The following is an 18,355-nucleotide window of genomic DNA, read 5'->3' as shown; positions in this document are numbered from 1 at the left end:
AAAACAATAAAAACAAAAGTAACTTTTTTAAACAGAATTGGTCAAGCAACGTACAATCATATCATTACGATGCACCATAGCGGAGCGTGCCTCGTACCCAAGAATAGCTTCAATTTCTTCACTTTTATGTCCTATAATGCGTACAGCCTCATCTTTGTCATAGCTTACAAGTCCACGTGCAATCTCAACTCCATCTGTACCAACAATTGCAACCGTATCCCCACGCTGGAAATTTCCCTCAACGCCAATAACCCCTGCTGCTAATAACGATTTTCCTGTTTCAAGAGCCCTAATGGCTCCTTGATCAATCGTCAAAACACCAGATGGATCTAAATGACCAGAAATCCATGTTTTCCAAGCATTGACAGATTTCTTACTTGCCGCAAAAAAACTCTTGCGTTCACCTTTGTCAATTGCAGCAAGGGGATTCATACGCTTGCCTGAGGTGATAATCATCGCCGTTCCAGCAGCATTAGCTATTTTTCCGGCATCAAGCTTAGTCTTCATTCCTCCCCGTGAAAATTCTGAAGCAGCAACATCTGCCATTTTTTCGATATCATGCGTAATAGATGCAACAAAAGGTATAAATTCAGCCGTAGGATCACTATGGGGAGACTTTGTATAAAGACCATCAATATCGGATAAAAGTATTAAAAGATCTGCCCTCACCATTGTTGCCACACGTGCAGCTAAACGATCATTATCACCATAACGAATTTCAGTTGTTGCAACAGTATCATTCTCATTAATAACAGGCACAGCTCCCAAATATAAAAGCATCTCAATCGTTGCACGTGCATTGAGATAACGCCTTCTCTCCTCCGTATCAAATAAAGTGAGCAAAATTTGTCCTGTTTTGAGCCCATGTTGAGCAAGCGCATCACCATAGGTTTTTGCTAACTCAATTTGCCCCAAAGCAGCACATGCCTGACTTTCTTCCAATTTCAAAGCGCCCTTAGGAAGCTGTAACAATGTCCTTCCTAAAGCAATAGCGCCTGAAGACACCAATAATATCTCTACACCTCCTTTGTGTAATTCAACAACATCATTGATCAAGCTTTTAAGCCATTCAACGCGTAAACCCGTCTGTGGATCAACCAAAAGTGCAGATCCAATCTTGACCACGATACGTTTATAGTGTGTAAGTTTTTGCGATCCAACAGCCATCTCAATCAACCTTGCTATCCTCACTAATCTCCTCTTTGCGTGACATTTCAATAATACGTGCACCAGCACGCAGCACATTTTCTAAACCTTCGCGGCTAACCGCAGAAAACATCATAACAGGTTGATCCGCTACTCTTTGCAAAGCTTCCCGTTTAGCTTCACGCTCTTCAGTTGTCAGAGTATCTATCTGGCTTAAAGCAACAATTTCAGTTTTATCACTTAGATTATTTCCATATGCCTCAAGTTCATGACGCACAATTCGGTATGCTTTTGCTACATCTTCTTCTTGAGAAGAAATCAGATGAAGCAGTACGCGACAACGTTCCACATGTCCTAAAAAACGATCTCCAATTCCCACACCTTCATGCGCTCCTTCAATTAATCCTGGAATATCAGCCAAAACAAATTCACGACCATCAATACGTACAACACCAAGATGAGGATGCAGAGTGGTAAAAGGATAATCTGCAACTTTTGGTTTTGCAGCCGTTACAGAAGCTAAAAAAGTTGATTTTCCAGCATTGGGTAAACCAACAAGCCCGGCATCAGCAATTAACTTCAAACGAAGCCATATTGCGCGCTCTTCTCCAGCCAAACCTGGATTTGCATGACGCGGTGCCCGATTTGTCGATGTTGTAAAATGAAGATTCCCAAAACCGCCATTCCCTCCTTTTGCAAGACGATAGTGCTGTCCCACTTTCGTTAAATCACAGATTAACGTTGTATTATCTTCTTCAAAAATTTGCGTCCCAACCGGAACTTTAAGGATGACATCATCACCCTTTTCACCCGTCATATTACGCCCCTTGCCATGCCCCCCTGTCTTTGCTTTAAAATGCTGTTGGTAGCGATAATCAATCAACGTATTAAGCCCATCAACAACAAGAGCCCAAACATCACCACCCCGTCCTCCATTCCCCCCATCAGGTCCCCCAAATTCTATAAATTTTTCACGACGAAATGATACTGCTCCAGAACCTCCATTACCAGAACGAATATAAACTTTAGCTTGATCAAGAAATTTCATTGGAAGCACTCACTGAGGAATCAATCTCTCTACCTCTATAGGTAATACATCAGTTTTACCAGTTTTTCATCATTGATAACAGAAAAACTGTCAATATCGCCGATAACTCTTTGAGAAAAAATCATCACATCTAAATAGATTAACTAAAGTTAAGTCTTCTTAAAAGAAGGCGCTATTCTTGTATTTTTGTTTTTCCCTTAAATTCAAGTGCTAGAAGATAAAGCTCTACTGATTCTGATCGGCTTGCGGGTGGTTTAACATGATAGACTTTTTTAAAATGCTGTTTTAGTATCATGAGAAGAGTGTTTTCTGCTCCTCCTTGAAAAGCCTTGGCTAAAAAATGTCCCCTAGGCTTAAGAACCGAAAGAGCAAAATCAGCCGCAACTTCACATAAATAAATCGTTCTTAAATGATCCGTCTGACGATGACCTGTTGTTGGCGCTGCCATATCAGAAAGAACCACATCCGGTTTTGTCCCTAAAGTTTCAATTAATTTCTGCGGTGCATCTGTATGCAAAAAATCCATTTCCAACATGGCAACTCTAGGCAATGGATCAACATGTAAATAATCAATACCAACAACGCTAGGGTCTTCATTGCTTGACCCTACTATACGCTCAGCCACCTGGCACCACCCCCCAGGTGCTGCTCCTAGATCAATAACCTTTTGACCTTTTTTCAAAAACCTATAACGCTCATTAATTTCAATGAGTTTATAAGCTGCACGCGAACGATAACCATCTACTTTTGATTGATGGACATAAGGATCATTCAGATGCCTCTCTAACCATCGTCGTGATGAAGCTTTAATGGTTCCTGCTTTCTTTTTTACGTGCTGATATAATTCATGTGATCCTGAACCGCCATAGCCACCCCTCGGTGTTTTTGTTGTTTTTTTCATCGTTATTCATTGGCTCCATATTTAATTCTCTAACGCTTGAAGTCTTTACTCTTTCTATGACGGCACCATACCCCATCGCGTAACATCAGCTCTATCAAAATTCCTTCCCTTAATCCACGATCAGCAACTCTTAAACGCTGACTTGGCCAAACTTCGCGAATAACATCTAAAATTGCACAACCAGCTAAAACTAAATCTGCTCTCTCGCGCCCAATAAAAGGATTTATTACACGTTTTTCTATATCCCATGATAATAGGCGTTGTGTCATAAGAGTAATGTCTGCATCATTCATCCAAATGCCATCCACTTTTTTCCTATCATAACGCTCTAAATTAAGATACATTCCTGCTAAAGTCGTAACTGTACCGGAGGTTCCCAAAAGATGAAACTTCGAACCTTGCGCTAACTCTCCTAATTTATGACGATCTGAAAAATTATTTAATAACTCTCGCACATAGCTTTTCATTTTTTCAAAATCGTCTAAGCTAACATCATTCCCTCCAAAACGTTCAGCAAGCGTAACAACACCAACAGGAAGAGAAGTCCAGGCGATAATTTGTCTAGCTAAACGAAAAGAACGTTTTTGAGAAACATCAAGTAGCACAATTTCTGATGATCCTCCTCCAATATCAAAAAGCACAATTGCGTCAGTATTTGGTTCAACAAGTGTACTACACCCTGTAACAGCAAAACGCGCTTCTGTTTGCCGATCAACAATTTCCAATTCAAGACCTGTCTCCTCCAAAACACGCTGAATAAAATATCTACCATTTTCTGCAGACCGACAAGCTTCCGTTGCAATCAAGCGATAACGCTTAATATGCCTTTGTTTTAGCTTTACATGACAAATCTTTAATGCTTCAATCGCACGATCCATAGCTTGTGTATTAAGAAAACCGTTATTTATTAAACCTTCTCCCAATCGTACAATACGAGAAAAAGCATCAACAACACGAAAATATCCAGGTTTACTGGGAGATGCGATAAGAAGACGACAATTGTTCGTTCCGAGATCAAGTGCCGCATAAAGAGGTGGAGATTTTACTGGAAGGAACCGTCGAAGAAAAGGTGCTTTGAGTTTTTTTGTTTTTTGAGTACCTGTCATTATCTGACTATGAAACTCAAAAGCTGTCTCAGATTGAACAAAAGCCTGTTTCTGTTCATAATGTTTTTTGCTCTGTTGTCTCTTTATATCAACAAGGACAGAAGATGCCTCTGTTCGTGACAATGCAGAACGATTATTTGTATTACTACCGCACTGATCATACAACTGATCTGCTTTTGTATCGTATATTTCTCCTCGCTTTAACTCTTTTGAACCATAATTTAACGGGGTCATTTCTCTTATCCCTTGAGCGTTCCCCCCAATAAACAAACGCAAAAACTTTTCTGCTTATTCCTAAATAAAGCAATAATGTAGCAATAAATGATAAATACAAGAAATCATTCTTCTCTTTATGAACTTAAAACGATAAATTAATCGTTTATGTTCACATCAATTTTTATAAATTATGCTCTTTTCCGTATATCATTTAAACGAAGCACACCTCTATTGTAATAAACCTACACTATCGTACTATTTGCTGTCTCTTAAGGTCACAACAACCTATACATTAGTACAGTTTATAAGAAAAAATTTTTCTTTTTTTCAATTTCGTTATCCACACACAAGCCTCGTTTGTTGTATGCAATGAAATGGCTTTGTTTATGCTGAAATAAAAATTCCGTAGTACTACAAAATGCAATTACAATAGCTGTTATTTTGTGAATACTAATAAAAACTATCGTTCAAAAAATTCTCTAAGATTATAATTTATCTATTATTATAACTAATTAAAAAATATTAACTTGCTTTTCTATTACATATAAAGAACTTACTGTGACTTTACATTCATAAAATTCTCACTTTTTCTAATAAATCCCCTCGATATCATATTATATAAAACTTCTTACTTATTTGACCTTATAATTTACACTCAAAAAATATAATACAATGATTTATGAAAAAATGACTCTTGTTAAAAATACTCGATGGATTCTAAGGATGTAAAGAATTAAGTGCCGCATTTAACCCTTTAAATGGTACAGTAAAAGAAAATACTTTTCCTTCTTTAATTTTATAGGAAATACGTACTTTATTGTCCTGCTCTATTTGTTTAGTCAAAAGCGGCCCTACAGGCGATTGTGCCAAACAAACGGTTTCATTACATTGCGTATAATGAATAAGAACAGGTTTTTTTACACCTTTTATAAACATTTGAATCGGAACATTTATATCAGAATTTGGCAATGTTCGAAAAAGCATCACTGCTTGACCATTTGTCGTAGAGACAAGAGACCAACTAAAAACGGTGTTTCCTTCTTGATCATGAACAGTCTGTGTCACATTACATATACCTTGCTTATGTTTAAGCTTTTGTTTTTCGTCACAAATCAAAGTCCAGTCATAAAACTGCATAATAATTCGACGTGTTTCGCCAGGTTTTCCCTTAGGTATCGATAAGTGCGGTGGATGCACTGTATAAATATTATTATTCTCGTTAGCAAAGCTTTCGCTCTTGCCTATTAAGGCAAGAACGAACAGAACCTTCACTAATATGCTTCTCTTTTTTATAATAATAGCCGCTTTTTCTATTATCATCTCAACCTCAGAGTAATTCCAGCACCTACCCCCCAGTGACCTCCAGCACTCGTAATAGATACATTTGAGCGAATATTTCCATCTTCAGATGTATAACCAGCCCCAATAGCAAATGCGGATTGACTACGCCATAAACCCGTACCAAATGAAACACTTAAAGATCCTGGTATATCATAGTAACGTAAGTTGGATACCGCCAAACCAATCGCTGCTGCTTGTCTTGCTTCCTTGCGAACATCCTCAACAGCATAATTTAACGTCTCAAACTTCATATCTGTATACGAATTAGCCTCACTAACTCCATCTTTAACAAGATGAGAAACTTGCTCATCTGTATACTTTTTCGCATCTTCAAGAACCGTCTTCATCTGCTGCTCTGTATAATCATGTAACTGACCGCCATTAACAGCTTCTTTCGAACCATTCTCTATCTTTCCATCCGCTACATTGTTTATTAATACTGGAGAACTTTCATCCCCACCAACCAACGTAACTTTATTGGTCTTTTTACCTGTTTCATCTTTATCATATTGTACAGAACCCTCCGTAACTTTAGTTTCAATATCCTTGACCTGATCTGTAATCATCTGCTGAGTTTCCCAAAGCTGACCTCCATTAACAGCATCTTTGGAATCTTTGTCTACCTTACCATCTTCTACATTGACAATCTTACTGGGACGCTTAACGCCCTGATCATCAGCGTGAGAGGCATCATAGCTTCCTTCTTCTTCATTCCAATTCAGACCATTCGAAGCAACATCCTTTTCAACCTCTTTTATTCGATCGTTGATAGTGCTCATGCTGTCATTAACAACATCAAATGCTTCAGAGACACTCTCACGCTCTTCTTTATCACCTTTCGTACCATCATCGTTGAATGATTGAACATAGAATTTGGGGGCTTGCCAGTTTCCTTCCTTATCATAACCAGCTCCTCCACCAAAATATGAGGCAAATGTCTGCTTAAGAGTATAAATCTGACCACCATTAATTGCATCCGTTGAATCTTCTGATATCTTTCCTTCCGAAAGGAACGTGATCTTGCTGTTTGTCTTCTCTCCGTCTTTTTCTCCATGCAAGGCTACAAACGCACCGGCATCATCACTCCACAACAACGCATTTTGCTCAATGTTGTCTGAAATCTCATTATGAAGATTCTTGAAGACCTTATTGACACCAGCAAACGCCGCTGCAATGCTATCATAATCCTCCTCTTCAAAGCTTCCATCTTCTTGGAAAGTCATTATCTTGAAACCTGGGAGGCTCCATTCCCCATCAGCATACTTAGCATCACCACCAAAATACTTTGCTAGCGACTGATTCAATGAATAAATCTGTCCGCCATTAACCGCATCACTCGAGCCTGATGCTATAGTGCCATCCGCAAGTGATGTGATCTTGCTGTTTGTCTTCTCTCCGTCTTTGTCTCCATGCTTGGCTACAAACGCACCGGCATCATCACTCCACAACAACGCATCGCCTTGCACAGATTCCGTGATGTTTGTGACTTTTTCATTAAAGTCTTTAACGATGTTCTGCACATTCTTATCAATTCCTGCAAAGGCTTCCGTTACATTATGATGTTCCTGTGGATCACCTTCCGTACCATCCGCATTGTAGGTTTTAAGCGTGAAAGTGGGTTCGCTCCATTCGTCATTTTCATACTTCGTCTCACCACCAAAATACTTCGCTAGCGTCTGATTCAATGAATAAATCTGTCCGCCATTAACCGCATCACTCGAGCCTGATGCTATAGTGCCATCCGCAAGTGATGTGATCTTGCTGTTTGTCTTCTCTCCGTCTTTTTCTCCATGCTGCGCTACAAACGCACCGGCATCTTTGCTCCATGATAAAGAATCTTGTGCAACGCCCTCTGAAACTTCCTTAATGCGAGCATTCACATTCTTGATGTTGTCATCAAGTCCTTTAAAGGCAGAACCAACATCGGTATGCGGTTTATCTTCTACAGCACCATCTTTATCAATACTCGATAAATTATAAGTTGGACCTTTAAAAGCACCATCCTTAAATTCAGCATCTCCACCCAAAAATTTTGCTACATCCGTTGAAAGGATGTGAACCTGTCCTCCATTAATAACATCCGTTGAGTTTTCCGCAATCGATCCTGCAGCTACATTATGCAGTGCAACAGGTGCAGCATCCTTCCCTTTACCAAAAGTTACATTTGTATAATCAATTTGATCATCTTTTGTTTTATCGTAAAGAACAACAGAAGAACTATCAGACAGAAGGGTATCAGAAAGATCCTTTAAGCCTTTATCAAATTGTTCTTTGTTCACAGCTTCATTGTCTTTTTCTGCCGCTTTTACACCAGAAAGGGTTCGATCCTTACCGCTCTTGTTTGCGATATTGATTTCACTACCTTCTACTCCTTTACCAACGTTGATAACATCTTCATTTTTCGTAACAAGAAGATTACTGATTACATCGCTGATCGCATTTTGAACCTTTGTGAAAAGTTCACCCACACCTGAAAATGCATCTGATACATTCTTATAGCTTGATTCAGCTTCAGTGCCATCATCATTGATAGTTTTGAGCTTAAAATCAGGAACTCTCAATTCCCCATCCTTATATTCAGCGTCATCAGAAAAATATTTTGCAACCTTATCGCCTAATGAATAAATCTGACCTCCTGTAACTGCATCACTCGAGCCTGATGCTATAGTGCCATCCGCAAGTGATGTGATCTTGCTGTTTGTCTTCTCTCCGTCTTTTTCTCCATGCTGCGCTACAAACGCACCGGCATCTTTGCTCCATGATAAAGAATCTTGTGCAACGCCCTCTGAAACTTCCTTAATGCGAGCATTCACATTCTTGATGTTGTCATCAAGTCCTTTAAAGGCAGAACCAACATCGGTATGCAATTTCTCTGTTACAGCACCATCTTCAGCAATGTGCGATAAGTCATACTTTGGTCCTTGAAAGTTTTTGCCATCAAAAGATACTTCACCACCTAAAATCTTTGATAAATCATCTGTGATAGTACGAAGCTGACCACCACTTACAGCATCAGCTGAGTCTACAGAAATGTCACCGTTCGCAAGATACTTAATTTTGCTGTTGCTTTTTGCATCTTCTTTTCCATGCGTCGCTACAAACGCCCCTTCTTTTTCGTTCCACATCAACGCATTCTGCTTAATGTTTTCAGTAACTTCCGTAGTGTTTTTCGTAATCTCATTATGAATATTCGTAAAAGAGGCACCTACACCTTCAAAGGCAGCTGAAACACTACTATAGTCCTTATCTTCAACTTTAGTACCATCCTCATTAACGATTTTAACCTTGAATGTAGGAGCTGTCCATTGACCATTCTCATAGCTAGCACCACCACCTAAATACTTCGCAACCTCGGTGCCTAATGTATGAAGCTGAGAGCCATTAACCGCATCTGTCGATTCTTTCGTAATATCTCCTGCGGCAAGAAATTTTATCTTGCTGTTTTCCTTTTTACCTTCTTTCTCATGCTGCGCTACAAACGCACCTTCAGCCTTGCTCCATGATAAAGAATCTTGTGCAACGCCTTCTGAGACTTCCTTAATGCGAGCATTCACATTCTTGATGTTGTCATCAAGTCCTTTAAAGGCTGTTTCAACACCTTCATACGATTTATCTGTTACATTACCCTCTTTAGAAACTATCGATAAGTCATAGCTGGGAACTGTAAAAGTGCCATCAGCACTAAACGATGTTTTTCCTCCTAAAATTTTTGCTAAACTCACAGCTATGGTATTAATCTGACCACCCGTAACCGCATCGCTCGAACCTACTACAACAGAACCATCAGCCAGCGATGTAATCTTGCTCTTTGTTTTGCTATTTTCTTCTCCATGCGTTGCCACAAAAGCGCCTGTAGTCTTGTCCCACAACAAGGCATCACCTTGAACTTCTTGCGTGATATTCGTGACTTTTTCATTAAAGTCTTTAACGATGTTCTGCACATTAGTATTCACATTTTGGAAATTATCATTAATGCCTGCAAAAGCTTGTGCTACATCGGGATAGTCTTTTGAACCACCTTCTTTACCATCAGCTGTGAAGGTTTTAAGCGTGAAATTTGGACCTGTCCAAGCGCCACCTTCATAGCTAGCACCACCACCTAAATAGGTAGCAACCTTATCATTTGTCTCAAAAAGCTGAGAGCCACTTACAGCATCTGTCGAATTTGCGTTAAGATCTCCACCCGCAAGACCTGTTATTTTTTTATTCCCAGCCTCAATACCGTTCGCTGCTATTTTGGGGCCATTTTCAATGGTTAAGCCCGTTGTATCTAAAGTGACATCCTTTAATTTTACACTGTTTAATGTGACATCTTGCGCCAAATCAAATGTTATTTCTTTGCTTATACTGTCTTTTTTATCGCTACTTTTAATCTTTAAATTATCACTTCCAGAAGCCAAGTTTAACTTATCACCCGGCTGAAAATCTGAAACAGCCTCATCATTAAGAGAAAGCGTCCACCCTTGTGCTACAAATTCTCGTAATTTTTTCAGCTGCGCAACGTTGACGGCATCAGTGTCTGCATAACCCGCTGCCACACCTGTGAGCTGTCGCGTTATCTTATTCGGAGTATCACCAATACTAAAAGCACCTTGGGTGCTTTTCCATATCACACCATCATCTGTTGACTTGCTCCCTATGAAAGGATCATAGCCAACAGTGGACACTGAGTTACGAGAAAAAGATTTATAGCCCACCGCCACACCACCAGTAATACCAGCTTGTACTTGTGCATTTGAGCCCAATGCTATACTATTTTCACCAGATGCATTTGAAAGTCCACCTAATGCTATACTATTTTCACCAGATGCCGCTGAAAAGCCACCTAATGCCATACTATTTTCGGCAGATGCCGCTGAAAAGCCACCTAAGGCAATACTATTTTTACCAAAGGCACTTGAAAGCTTACCTATAGCAATACTTCCTTGCCCACCTTTTTCCTCACTAGCAGCAATAGTAATGCTCTCCGTTTCGGCATGCCATTTAAAGACACTCCCATCGGCGGCTTTTTTAATCTCATTGTGAAGGTTTACATAAGACTTACCCACGCCCTCAAAGGCTTTTGCTACATCTGGAAAACTTTCTTCTTCAATCTCATTCTTCTCAGGATTAAAAGTTTTAATTTTGAACGTTGGATCATCCCATTGGCCATTTGTAAATTTAACACCACCACCTAAATATCGAGCTATATGGGTAGCTACAACATTCAACTGACTACCATTTACCGCGTCTTGTGAATCTGCACTAAGATCACCAGGCGCAATCCCCGTTATCTTTTTATTTCCAGCATCAATGCCACCCGTTGTTATTTTCGGACCATCAGTAATGACTAAGCCAGTGGCATCGAAGGTATTTGTTCCTGCCTTTAAGCTCGTTAATGTAACATCTTGAGCCAAATCAAATTTTACATTATTATCTTTATCACTTTTGGTAATTTGAAAGTTCTTACTTCCAGCAGAAAAATCTACTTCATCGTCTATAAGAACGGTCTTGCCATTTTCACCGCCAACAGACAATTTCCAACCGTTCTCTGTTACGAATCTTTTCATGTCTACCAACTGCGTAACATTCACTGCATCGGTAGCACCCTTCCCAGCTGCTACTCCGACAATTTGTCGTGTTAATCCTTTATTAAGATCACCAACACTCACTGCACCTTCCGTACTTTTCCACTGAGCTTTATCACTTGCTGCAACCTCACTCTTTACCGAAGGAGCATAACCAAACTCACCAGCAGCCCTATCAGCTACAGAATTGCTTCCTAGAGCAACCCCCCCTGCCACCTTCACCTGCGTTTTAAAGCCTAAAGCTGTACCGTCACCCTCCTCCACCCGTACAAAACGACCAACAGCAACCGCGTCATTCTTTAGTGCCACTATATCTGCACCAACAGCAACGGATCCACCTCTATGGATCTCCGATTTAGAACCTATGATAACAGATGCCGCTAGTTTTTTATCTCCTTCAGCTAATACCGCCTTTGCTTTAGAACCAATAACAACACTGTCCGTGGTTTTCGCTTCAACGTCTTCACCAAAAATGACATTACTTCCCGATACATCACGCTCTACTTCTCCACTACGTGTCATGCTTTCGATGTGATCTTTTCGTGAGAAATCAGATGCATCAATAGTTACTGTATCCTGTCCATTTTGAGTGAAAGATTGAGTTACAGAGCTACTGTCTATAAAAAACTGTGGATCGACGATAAATTTCTTATATTGGTCTTCTGAACTTAATGTGTTTTTTGATAACTCATTGCCATCGATTTTTAAGGTATTCGCAATAGAATTATTGTTACCTACCCCAGTAAGGGTTCTGGTTAAGAAATTTTTGTAGTCGCTTAAAGCATTAACTTGTGATGTCAGTGCTGTATTCAACATTCTTATATAATCATTTTTTGATCCATTGAAAGAACCCAAATTACTTCTAGATTCATCGTAAACAGAGATAACACTTTGTGGATATATCCCAGCAGTGTTTCTTATGTTTGCAGAAATTCCTTCTCTTGAATCACGATCTTTCGAAAGAGCAGGAGAAATACTGGATAAAAGTGCCGCTATTGAAGTCAAGGTTAGAACTTTAATCAAAGGAAAATGGGAAAATTTTAAATCGCTTCCTGCTAATTTTGTATATAATTTTTTCATAATGAACTCCCCAATGAAAAAATAACTATAAACACAAAAAAGACACATTTAAATGCTATGAAGCTCTCTAAGTTTTTTCTAAATGTATAAAAATTTAGTATCCGGTTGATAAAGATAGAGAAGTTGCGTTTTTAGGTTTATGGTTAACGTGTTTTGCTCTTTTATATCCCCTAAGAAGGTGGATTTTTTGTGGTGATTGGTTTTTTAACCTTTAAACTTATTGGTTATTTTTTGCAAGGGGTAGAGTTAGTTTAGTATATTGTTTTTATAACTTCCTCCAGTAGAATTGAAATGCGTTTAAATATATACTTCTGCCTTACTAGAAAGTTTTTTAATAGATTTCTAGAGAGTGAGAGGGTTTTTTCTATCTGTGTAGTACTATAGATTTTTTATATTTAAAGATTAAAGCAGAAAATAATGAACTTATAATTTATGAAAAAACTCATTATCTTATTTTGAAATAAGGCGTTCACTTTGTTAAACGTGTGTGGTTTTTTTGTTTTTTTAAACCTGTATTTATCATTTAGCGCTTATCAATTTGTATATATTTTTTACATACGTAAAAAATTCACCCCTGACTCATGAGACAGGGGTGAAAAAAAGTTTTTATGTATTTTGTTTATTATCAATTCAATGTCATATTGAATCCCGCACCTACACCCCAGTGTCCTCCAGAAGTTGTTGCGGATATGTTAGAGCGGTATTTTCCATTTTCTGAGGTGTAACCTGCACCAAAGGCAAATGCAGACTGACTACGCCATAAACCAGTACCAAATCCAACGCTTAATTTTCCAGGTGTATCATTGTAGCGTAAATTAGATACTGCTAAACCAATCGCAGCTGCTTGTCTTGCCTCTTTTTCACACTCTCAATACTATAGTTTAAAACATCAAACTTCATATCAGTATAGTGCTTAGCCTGATCAACGGCATCATCAATCGCATCAATCACAATATTATTAACCCGTTGATCTGTATAGTGCTTGGATTGATCAAGAATAATATTCATCTGTTCTTGAGTATAGTCATGGAGTTGTCCACCATTTACAGCTTCTTTCGAACCTTTTTCAATTTTACCATCAGCGACATTATCAATCATAACAGGTTCACCAGGATCGCCACCCGCTAATGTGATTTTATTGGTTTTTTTGCCATTTTCATCTCTATCATAACGAACAGCGTCCTCAGCAATATCGTTAACTTTATTATCAATATTATCAACTTTGGCATCAATATTGAGAACTGTATCACCAATATCAGCAATCGTATTAGAAATGTTATCAACTCTATTTGTAAGATGCTTCACATCTTTTTCAACACCAGTGACACGTTCATTAGTCTCCCAAAGTTGTCCACCATTTACAGCTTCTTTCGAACCTTTTTCAATTTTACCATCAGCGACATTGATAATCTTATTCGGCTTACCGTCGCGACCAGCATCATAGGCTTTCTCTTTATCATTCCACTTCAAAGCATCTGAATCGACCTTGTTGATGACATCATCAATACGGTTATTAATATTTGACATTCCATTATTAATATCACCAAAAGCATCAGCGACATTATGGTGCTCTTTCTCAACAGTCGTACCATCAGCATTGACTTGAACAATCTTAAAAGTAGGATCTGTCCATTTGCCATTCTCATATTTAGCACCGCCACCGAAATAATTAGCAAGCTGGTTACTCATGGAATAAAGCTGGTTACCCGTAATGGCATCTGTTGAACCTTTAGCAATCTCACCATCCAAAAGATACTTCAATTTGCTCTTTGTCTTCTTGCCATCTTTTTCATGACGTGCAACAAATGCTTCTTCTTCATCATCCCACAGTAAAGCATCTTTAGAGATACCTTCAATTTGTTGATTAAACTCATTGGATACATTTGTTAAACGTTGATTCACATCTTGAACATTTTTATCAAGACCTGTTAAAGCTGAACCAACATCATAAAAATTAGCCTTCCCTACCTTACCATCTACAATAGCCGATAAAGTATATTTCAGCCCTTCAAAAGCACCGTTAATGAACTTTGCACCACCGCCAAAAAACTTTGCAATATCTGCTGATATTTTACTAATCTGACTACCATTGATTGCATCGTTGGATCCTTGCGCAATTGTGCCATCATTGACATTATGAAGAGCAACGGGACCGTTGTTCTTATCGCCGCCCAAAGTGACACTACCATAATTAACGGCACCATTTTCTTTATCATAGAGAACCGCAGCAGCAGTTGCTGTCTCAATATCTTTAGTAATATTCTGTATGCTTTTATCAAGTTGATCTTTGTTAACAGCTTCATCGCCTTTCTCTGCTGCCCTAACACCAGAAATCTTGCGCCCCGAACCGCCAGAACCTGCGATATTGATCTCAGTCCCAGCTGTATCCTTACCTATGGTAATAGGCGATGACACACCTCCCTCTTGTTTAACAAGACTATTTTTTACAACATCGGAAATCTTCTTATCAATATTTGTGATAGAAACATTCACACCAGTAAACGCATCAACAACATTATGATATTCTTTATCCTGAATAAGGAAAGATGGTTTGATACCTTCAAGTACATCTGTACTGCCACCAAAATATTGTGATGTATTTTGAGCAACTTTTTTGAGATCATTGGTAACAGTAGTAACATTTTCATTTGTCTTAAAGAGCTGTGAACCATTTACCGCTTCCGTTGATGTTCGAGAAAGTGTTCCATCTTTCACACCGGAAAGTGTACGGTCCATACCACTTTTATTTACAATGCTGATTTCAGTACCACCTTTTTCCTTACCAATGGTAATAAGCTTTTCGCCCTCATCCCATTTCACAAGACTATTTTCTGTCACATTATTAATCTGATTATAGATATCTGTGATAGAACTATCGACAGCAGCAAAAGCATCAGTTACATTATTATGCTTCGTTTTCTGAACCGTAAAAGTTGGTTTGATACCATTAAGTACATCTGTCTCCTCACCACCAAAAAAATCCACTATATTAGTAATATAACTAAATAACTGATGACCATTTATTGCTTCTGTTGAATCGGAACTGACTTTTCCAACTGCAACACCAGAAATAATTCGATTTCTGTTTTCATCGTTTGTAATATCGATTTCGATACCACCTTTTTCCTTACCAATGGTGATAAGTTTCTGTTCTTCATGCCATTTAACAAGAGTGTTTTTTGTTATTTGATCTTTTACTTTGTTCAACTGAGAAACATTTACGGCATCATTCTCATGAGTACCCTTTTGTACTCCTGTAATTTTTTTATCGTCAGCATCAATACCATTCGCTGTTATTTTTGGACCACCATCAACAAATGAAAAACCATCAGCACTCATAATACTGTTGCCTGTCGTGACACTTGTCAACTTAAGATTATTATTCAAAGCAAATGTAACTTTATTTTTTTTGTCTTTTTCAATTTTAATATTCTTGTTACCGCCTTCATTCTCACTCGCAACAAAATCTACTGTACTCCCAGCTTTAACATCTGTAGCATTGTTACCATCAACAGAAAGCTTCCAACCATTTTCTGCAAGTGTTTTTACATCTTTCAACTGTTTATAATTTACAGCATCAGTCTCTTGCTCTCCCGCTGCCACTTTTGTAATCTTTTTATCGCCAGCATCAATACCATTCAAAGTTATGCTTGGTCCATTACCATCAATAAACTTAAAGCCCTCATCACTCATAATGCTGTTGCCTGTCGTGACACTTGTCAACTTAAGATTATTATTCAAAGCAAATGTAACTTTATTTTTTTTGTCTTTTTCAATTTTAATATTCTTGTTACCGCCTTCATTCTCACTCGCAACAAGATCTACTGTATTTCCAGCTTTAACATCTGTCGCATTGTTACCATCAACAGAAAGCTTCCAGCCCGTTTTCATCCCTGCTGTAAAATCTTTTAACTGTTTATAATTCACAGCATCGGTATCTTGCTCTCCCGCTGCTACTCCTTTAATCGTTTTATCACCAGCATGAATGCCATTAACAGTTATGCTCGGCCCAGTACCATCAGTAAACATAAAGCCAGCAGCACTCATAATGCTTTCTCCTGCTGTGACAGTCATTACCTCAATATCATCAGCTAGATCAAATGTAACATTGTGATTTTCGTCTTTTTCAATCTTAATATTCTTTTTGTTTTCATTGCCGGCTGCTTGGAGATTTACTGTGCCATTTGGTCCAATAGCTGTAGCATCTTCACCATTAACAGCAAGCTGCCAACTCGTTTTGGTTGCTTTTTCTATAGCTTTTAGTTGTTTATAATTCACTGCATCGCTATCTTCAGTCCCCTCTGCTACGTTTGTGATCTTTTTATCGCCGGCATCAATACCATCCACAGTCATACGTGGACCATTATCATTAATAAAAAAGCCATTATCATTCATAGAGCTTTGCCCTGTCGTGACTTTTGTAAGTGTAAGAGTATCACTCAAAGTAAATTCAATTTTATGCTTATTATCTGTAGTGTTTTTTGCAATCTTTAAGTTGTCTCTTCCTACTTCTGTATCTTTCACTGAAAAATCTACGATATTGCCTGAATTCACATCTGTAGGATCTTTATCATTAGCAGAAAGCTGCCAAGCTCCTCCCCCTGCTATGACGTTTCTCAAAGCTTTCAACTGTGCAACATTCACAGCATCAGTGTCTTTACTCCCAGCTGCAACATTTGTAATCTGTCGCGTTAAATTCTGGTTAGTATTACCAACACTAAAATCACCTCCTGTGCTTTTCCACGCAAGATCACTCTTTTCTGTTTCATTATTTGTTACAGGATCATAACCAAAAACTTTCCCATCAACACGAGAGACAGATCCTCCCCCCACAGCAACACCATCTATAACATGTACTTGTGCATTTATACCAATTGCAACTGAATGAGCCGTATCAGCATAAGTATGGGAACCTATGGCAATCGAATTTTTACCTTTTGCTATTACTTTTCTTTCCTGCCCGTTGTCTGCAGGTTCCCCACCACCTATTGCAATAGACCCAAGAGCTTGAGCTTCAGCCTTCGTGCCTATAGCAACCGCGTACTCCTTAGTTGCCTGTGTCTTCAACCCTAATGCAATACTATTGTAACCAGATGCAGATGCCACCTTACCAATCGCAACACTATTTATACCGCTCGCTGTTGCATCTGAACCAACCGCAATCGCATCGTCCAGCGTAGCTTTGGAACGCACACCTATAGAAATGCTATTTTTACCAGAAGCGGTCGCAAGCCCACCGATAGCAACCGTAGATATCTCCGATGCTTCTGAGCCCACACCCATAGCAACACTTGCTTTACCACTTGCAAGTGCGGAAACACCAAAGGCTTGCGCACCACCAGCCTTTGCGGTTGCGCCTGCACCAAATACGGTTGAATAATTACCTGTCGCAGCAGATCCACAACCAGTAGCAAAAGAATAAACACCATAAGCTTCAGGCATAATATTCTCAGATCCCCCAGTGTTTGTTCCCATATAAGTAGCATTTTTGGTCAGAATCCCAGCACTCTGCCAAGTAACCTGTTCAGTGGTTGTACCGTAAGGACTACGACTACTAAAAACTTTCTCATCAATAAATCTCTCATATTGCTGCTCTGCGGTTATTTGTTGATTACCAGAAATTCCCTGCTGTTGTTTGCCACCACGACCGATAACGTTGTCTGCACCACAGAAATCATCATCACCAGATAAAACAACACTCCCATGACTACCGTGTGTATAATAAACACCGGCACCACTTGTACTATTATTATTCCCTCCTACGAAGGCAAAATTAGCAGCAAAAACAGGAGAAACACTCGATAAGAGTGTGGCCATCGCCGCGCTAAGCGAGACAGCTTTAATTAAATTTGGTGTGGAATATTTTTTTTTCATAGGAACCTCCTCCAACAGAGTTCAACATCATCACAACATTACAACGCGCAAAAACACACATGGCAAAACCCTTAGT

The 18,355-nt window shown here is 38.9% G+C and carries 8 protein-coding genes; all 8 read right to left on the bottom strand.

Annotated features, from left to right (window positions below; genetic code table 11):
• Positions 1 to 27: 27 nt before the first annotated feature.
• Positions 28 to 1,167 carry a glutamate 5-kinase gene (proB, locus tag QHG57_RS02730; RefSeq protein WP_330168592.1) on the bottom strand — a complete coding sequence of 380 codons (1,140 nt, stop codon included), beginning with the start codon at positions 1,165 to 1,167 and terminating at the stop codon, positions 28 to 30.
• 1 nt (position 1,168) lies between these two features.
• Positions 1,169 to 2,194 carry a GTPase ObgE gene (obgE, locus tag QHG57_RS02725; protein WP_330169418.1) on the bottom strand — a complete coding sequence of 342 codons (1,026 nt, stop codon included), beginning with the start codon at positions 2,192 to 2,194 and terminating at the stop codon, positions 1,169 to 1,171.
• Positions 2,195 to 2,366: 172 nt separating this feature from the next.
• Positions 2,367 to 3,095 (bottom strand): RlmE family RNA methyltransferase, encoded by a 729-nt coding sequence (locus QHG57_RS02720; protein WP_330168590.1) that lies wholly within the window; start codon positions 3,093 to 3,095, stop codon positions 2,367 to 2,369.
• Positions 3,096 to 3,124: 29 nt separating this feature from the next.
• Positions 3,125 to 4,435 (bottom strand): Ppx/GppA phosphatase family protein, encoded by a 1,311-nt coding sequence (locus tag QHG57_RS02715; RefSeq protein ID WP_330169417.1) that lies wholly within the window; start codon positions 4,433 to 4,435, stop codon positions 3,125 to 3,127.
• Between the two features lie 699 nt (positions 4,436 to 5,134).
• Complete coding sequence (locus tag QHG57_RS02710) at positions 5,135 to 5,737, bottom strand: invasion associated locus B family protein (protein WP_330169416.1); 603 nt, start codon at positions 5,735 to 5,737, stop codon at positions 5,135 to 5,137.
• Positions 5,734 to 12,405 carry a YadA-like family protein gene (locus tag QHG57_RS02705; RefSeq protein ID WP_330169415.1) on the bottom strand — a complete coding sequence of 2,224 codons (6,672 nt, stop codon included), beginning with the start codon at positions 12,403 to 12,405 and terminating at the stop codon, positions 5,734 to 5,736. Before QHG57_RS02705 ends, QHG57_RS02710 begins: the two co-directional genes overlap by 4 nt.
• A 625-nt stretch (positions 12,406 to 13,030) precedes the next feature.
• Positions 13,031 to 13,240 (bottom strand): YadA-like family protein, encoded by a 210-nt coding sequence (locus QHG57_RS09745; RefSeq protein WP_419196701.1) that lies wholly within the window; start codon positions 13,238 to 13,240, stop codon positions 13,031 to 13,033.
• Positions 13,231 to 18,279, bottom strand: coding sequence for a hypothetical protein (locus QHG57_RS02700; protein ID WP_419196693.1), 5,049 nt, complete (start codon positions 18,277 to 18,279; stop codon positions 13,231 to 13,233). Before QHG57_RS02700 ends, QHG57_RS09745 begins: the two co-directional genes overlap by 10 nt.
• Between the last annotated feature and the right edge of the window lie 76 nt (positions 18,280 to 18,355).

The organism is Bartonella grahamii subsp. shimonis (genome assembly GCF_036327415.1).
In the GTDB taxonomy this organism is placed as follows: Bacteria; Pseudomonadota; Alphaproteobacteria; order Rhizobiales; family Rhizobiaceae; genus Bartonella; species Bartonella shimonis.
This window is presented reverse-complemented; position numbering and strand designations above follow the sequence as displayed.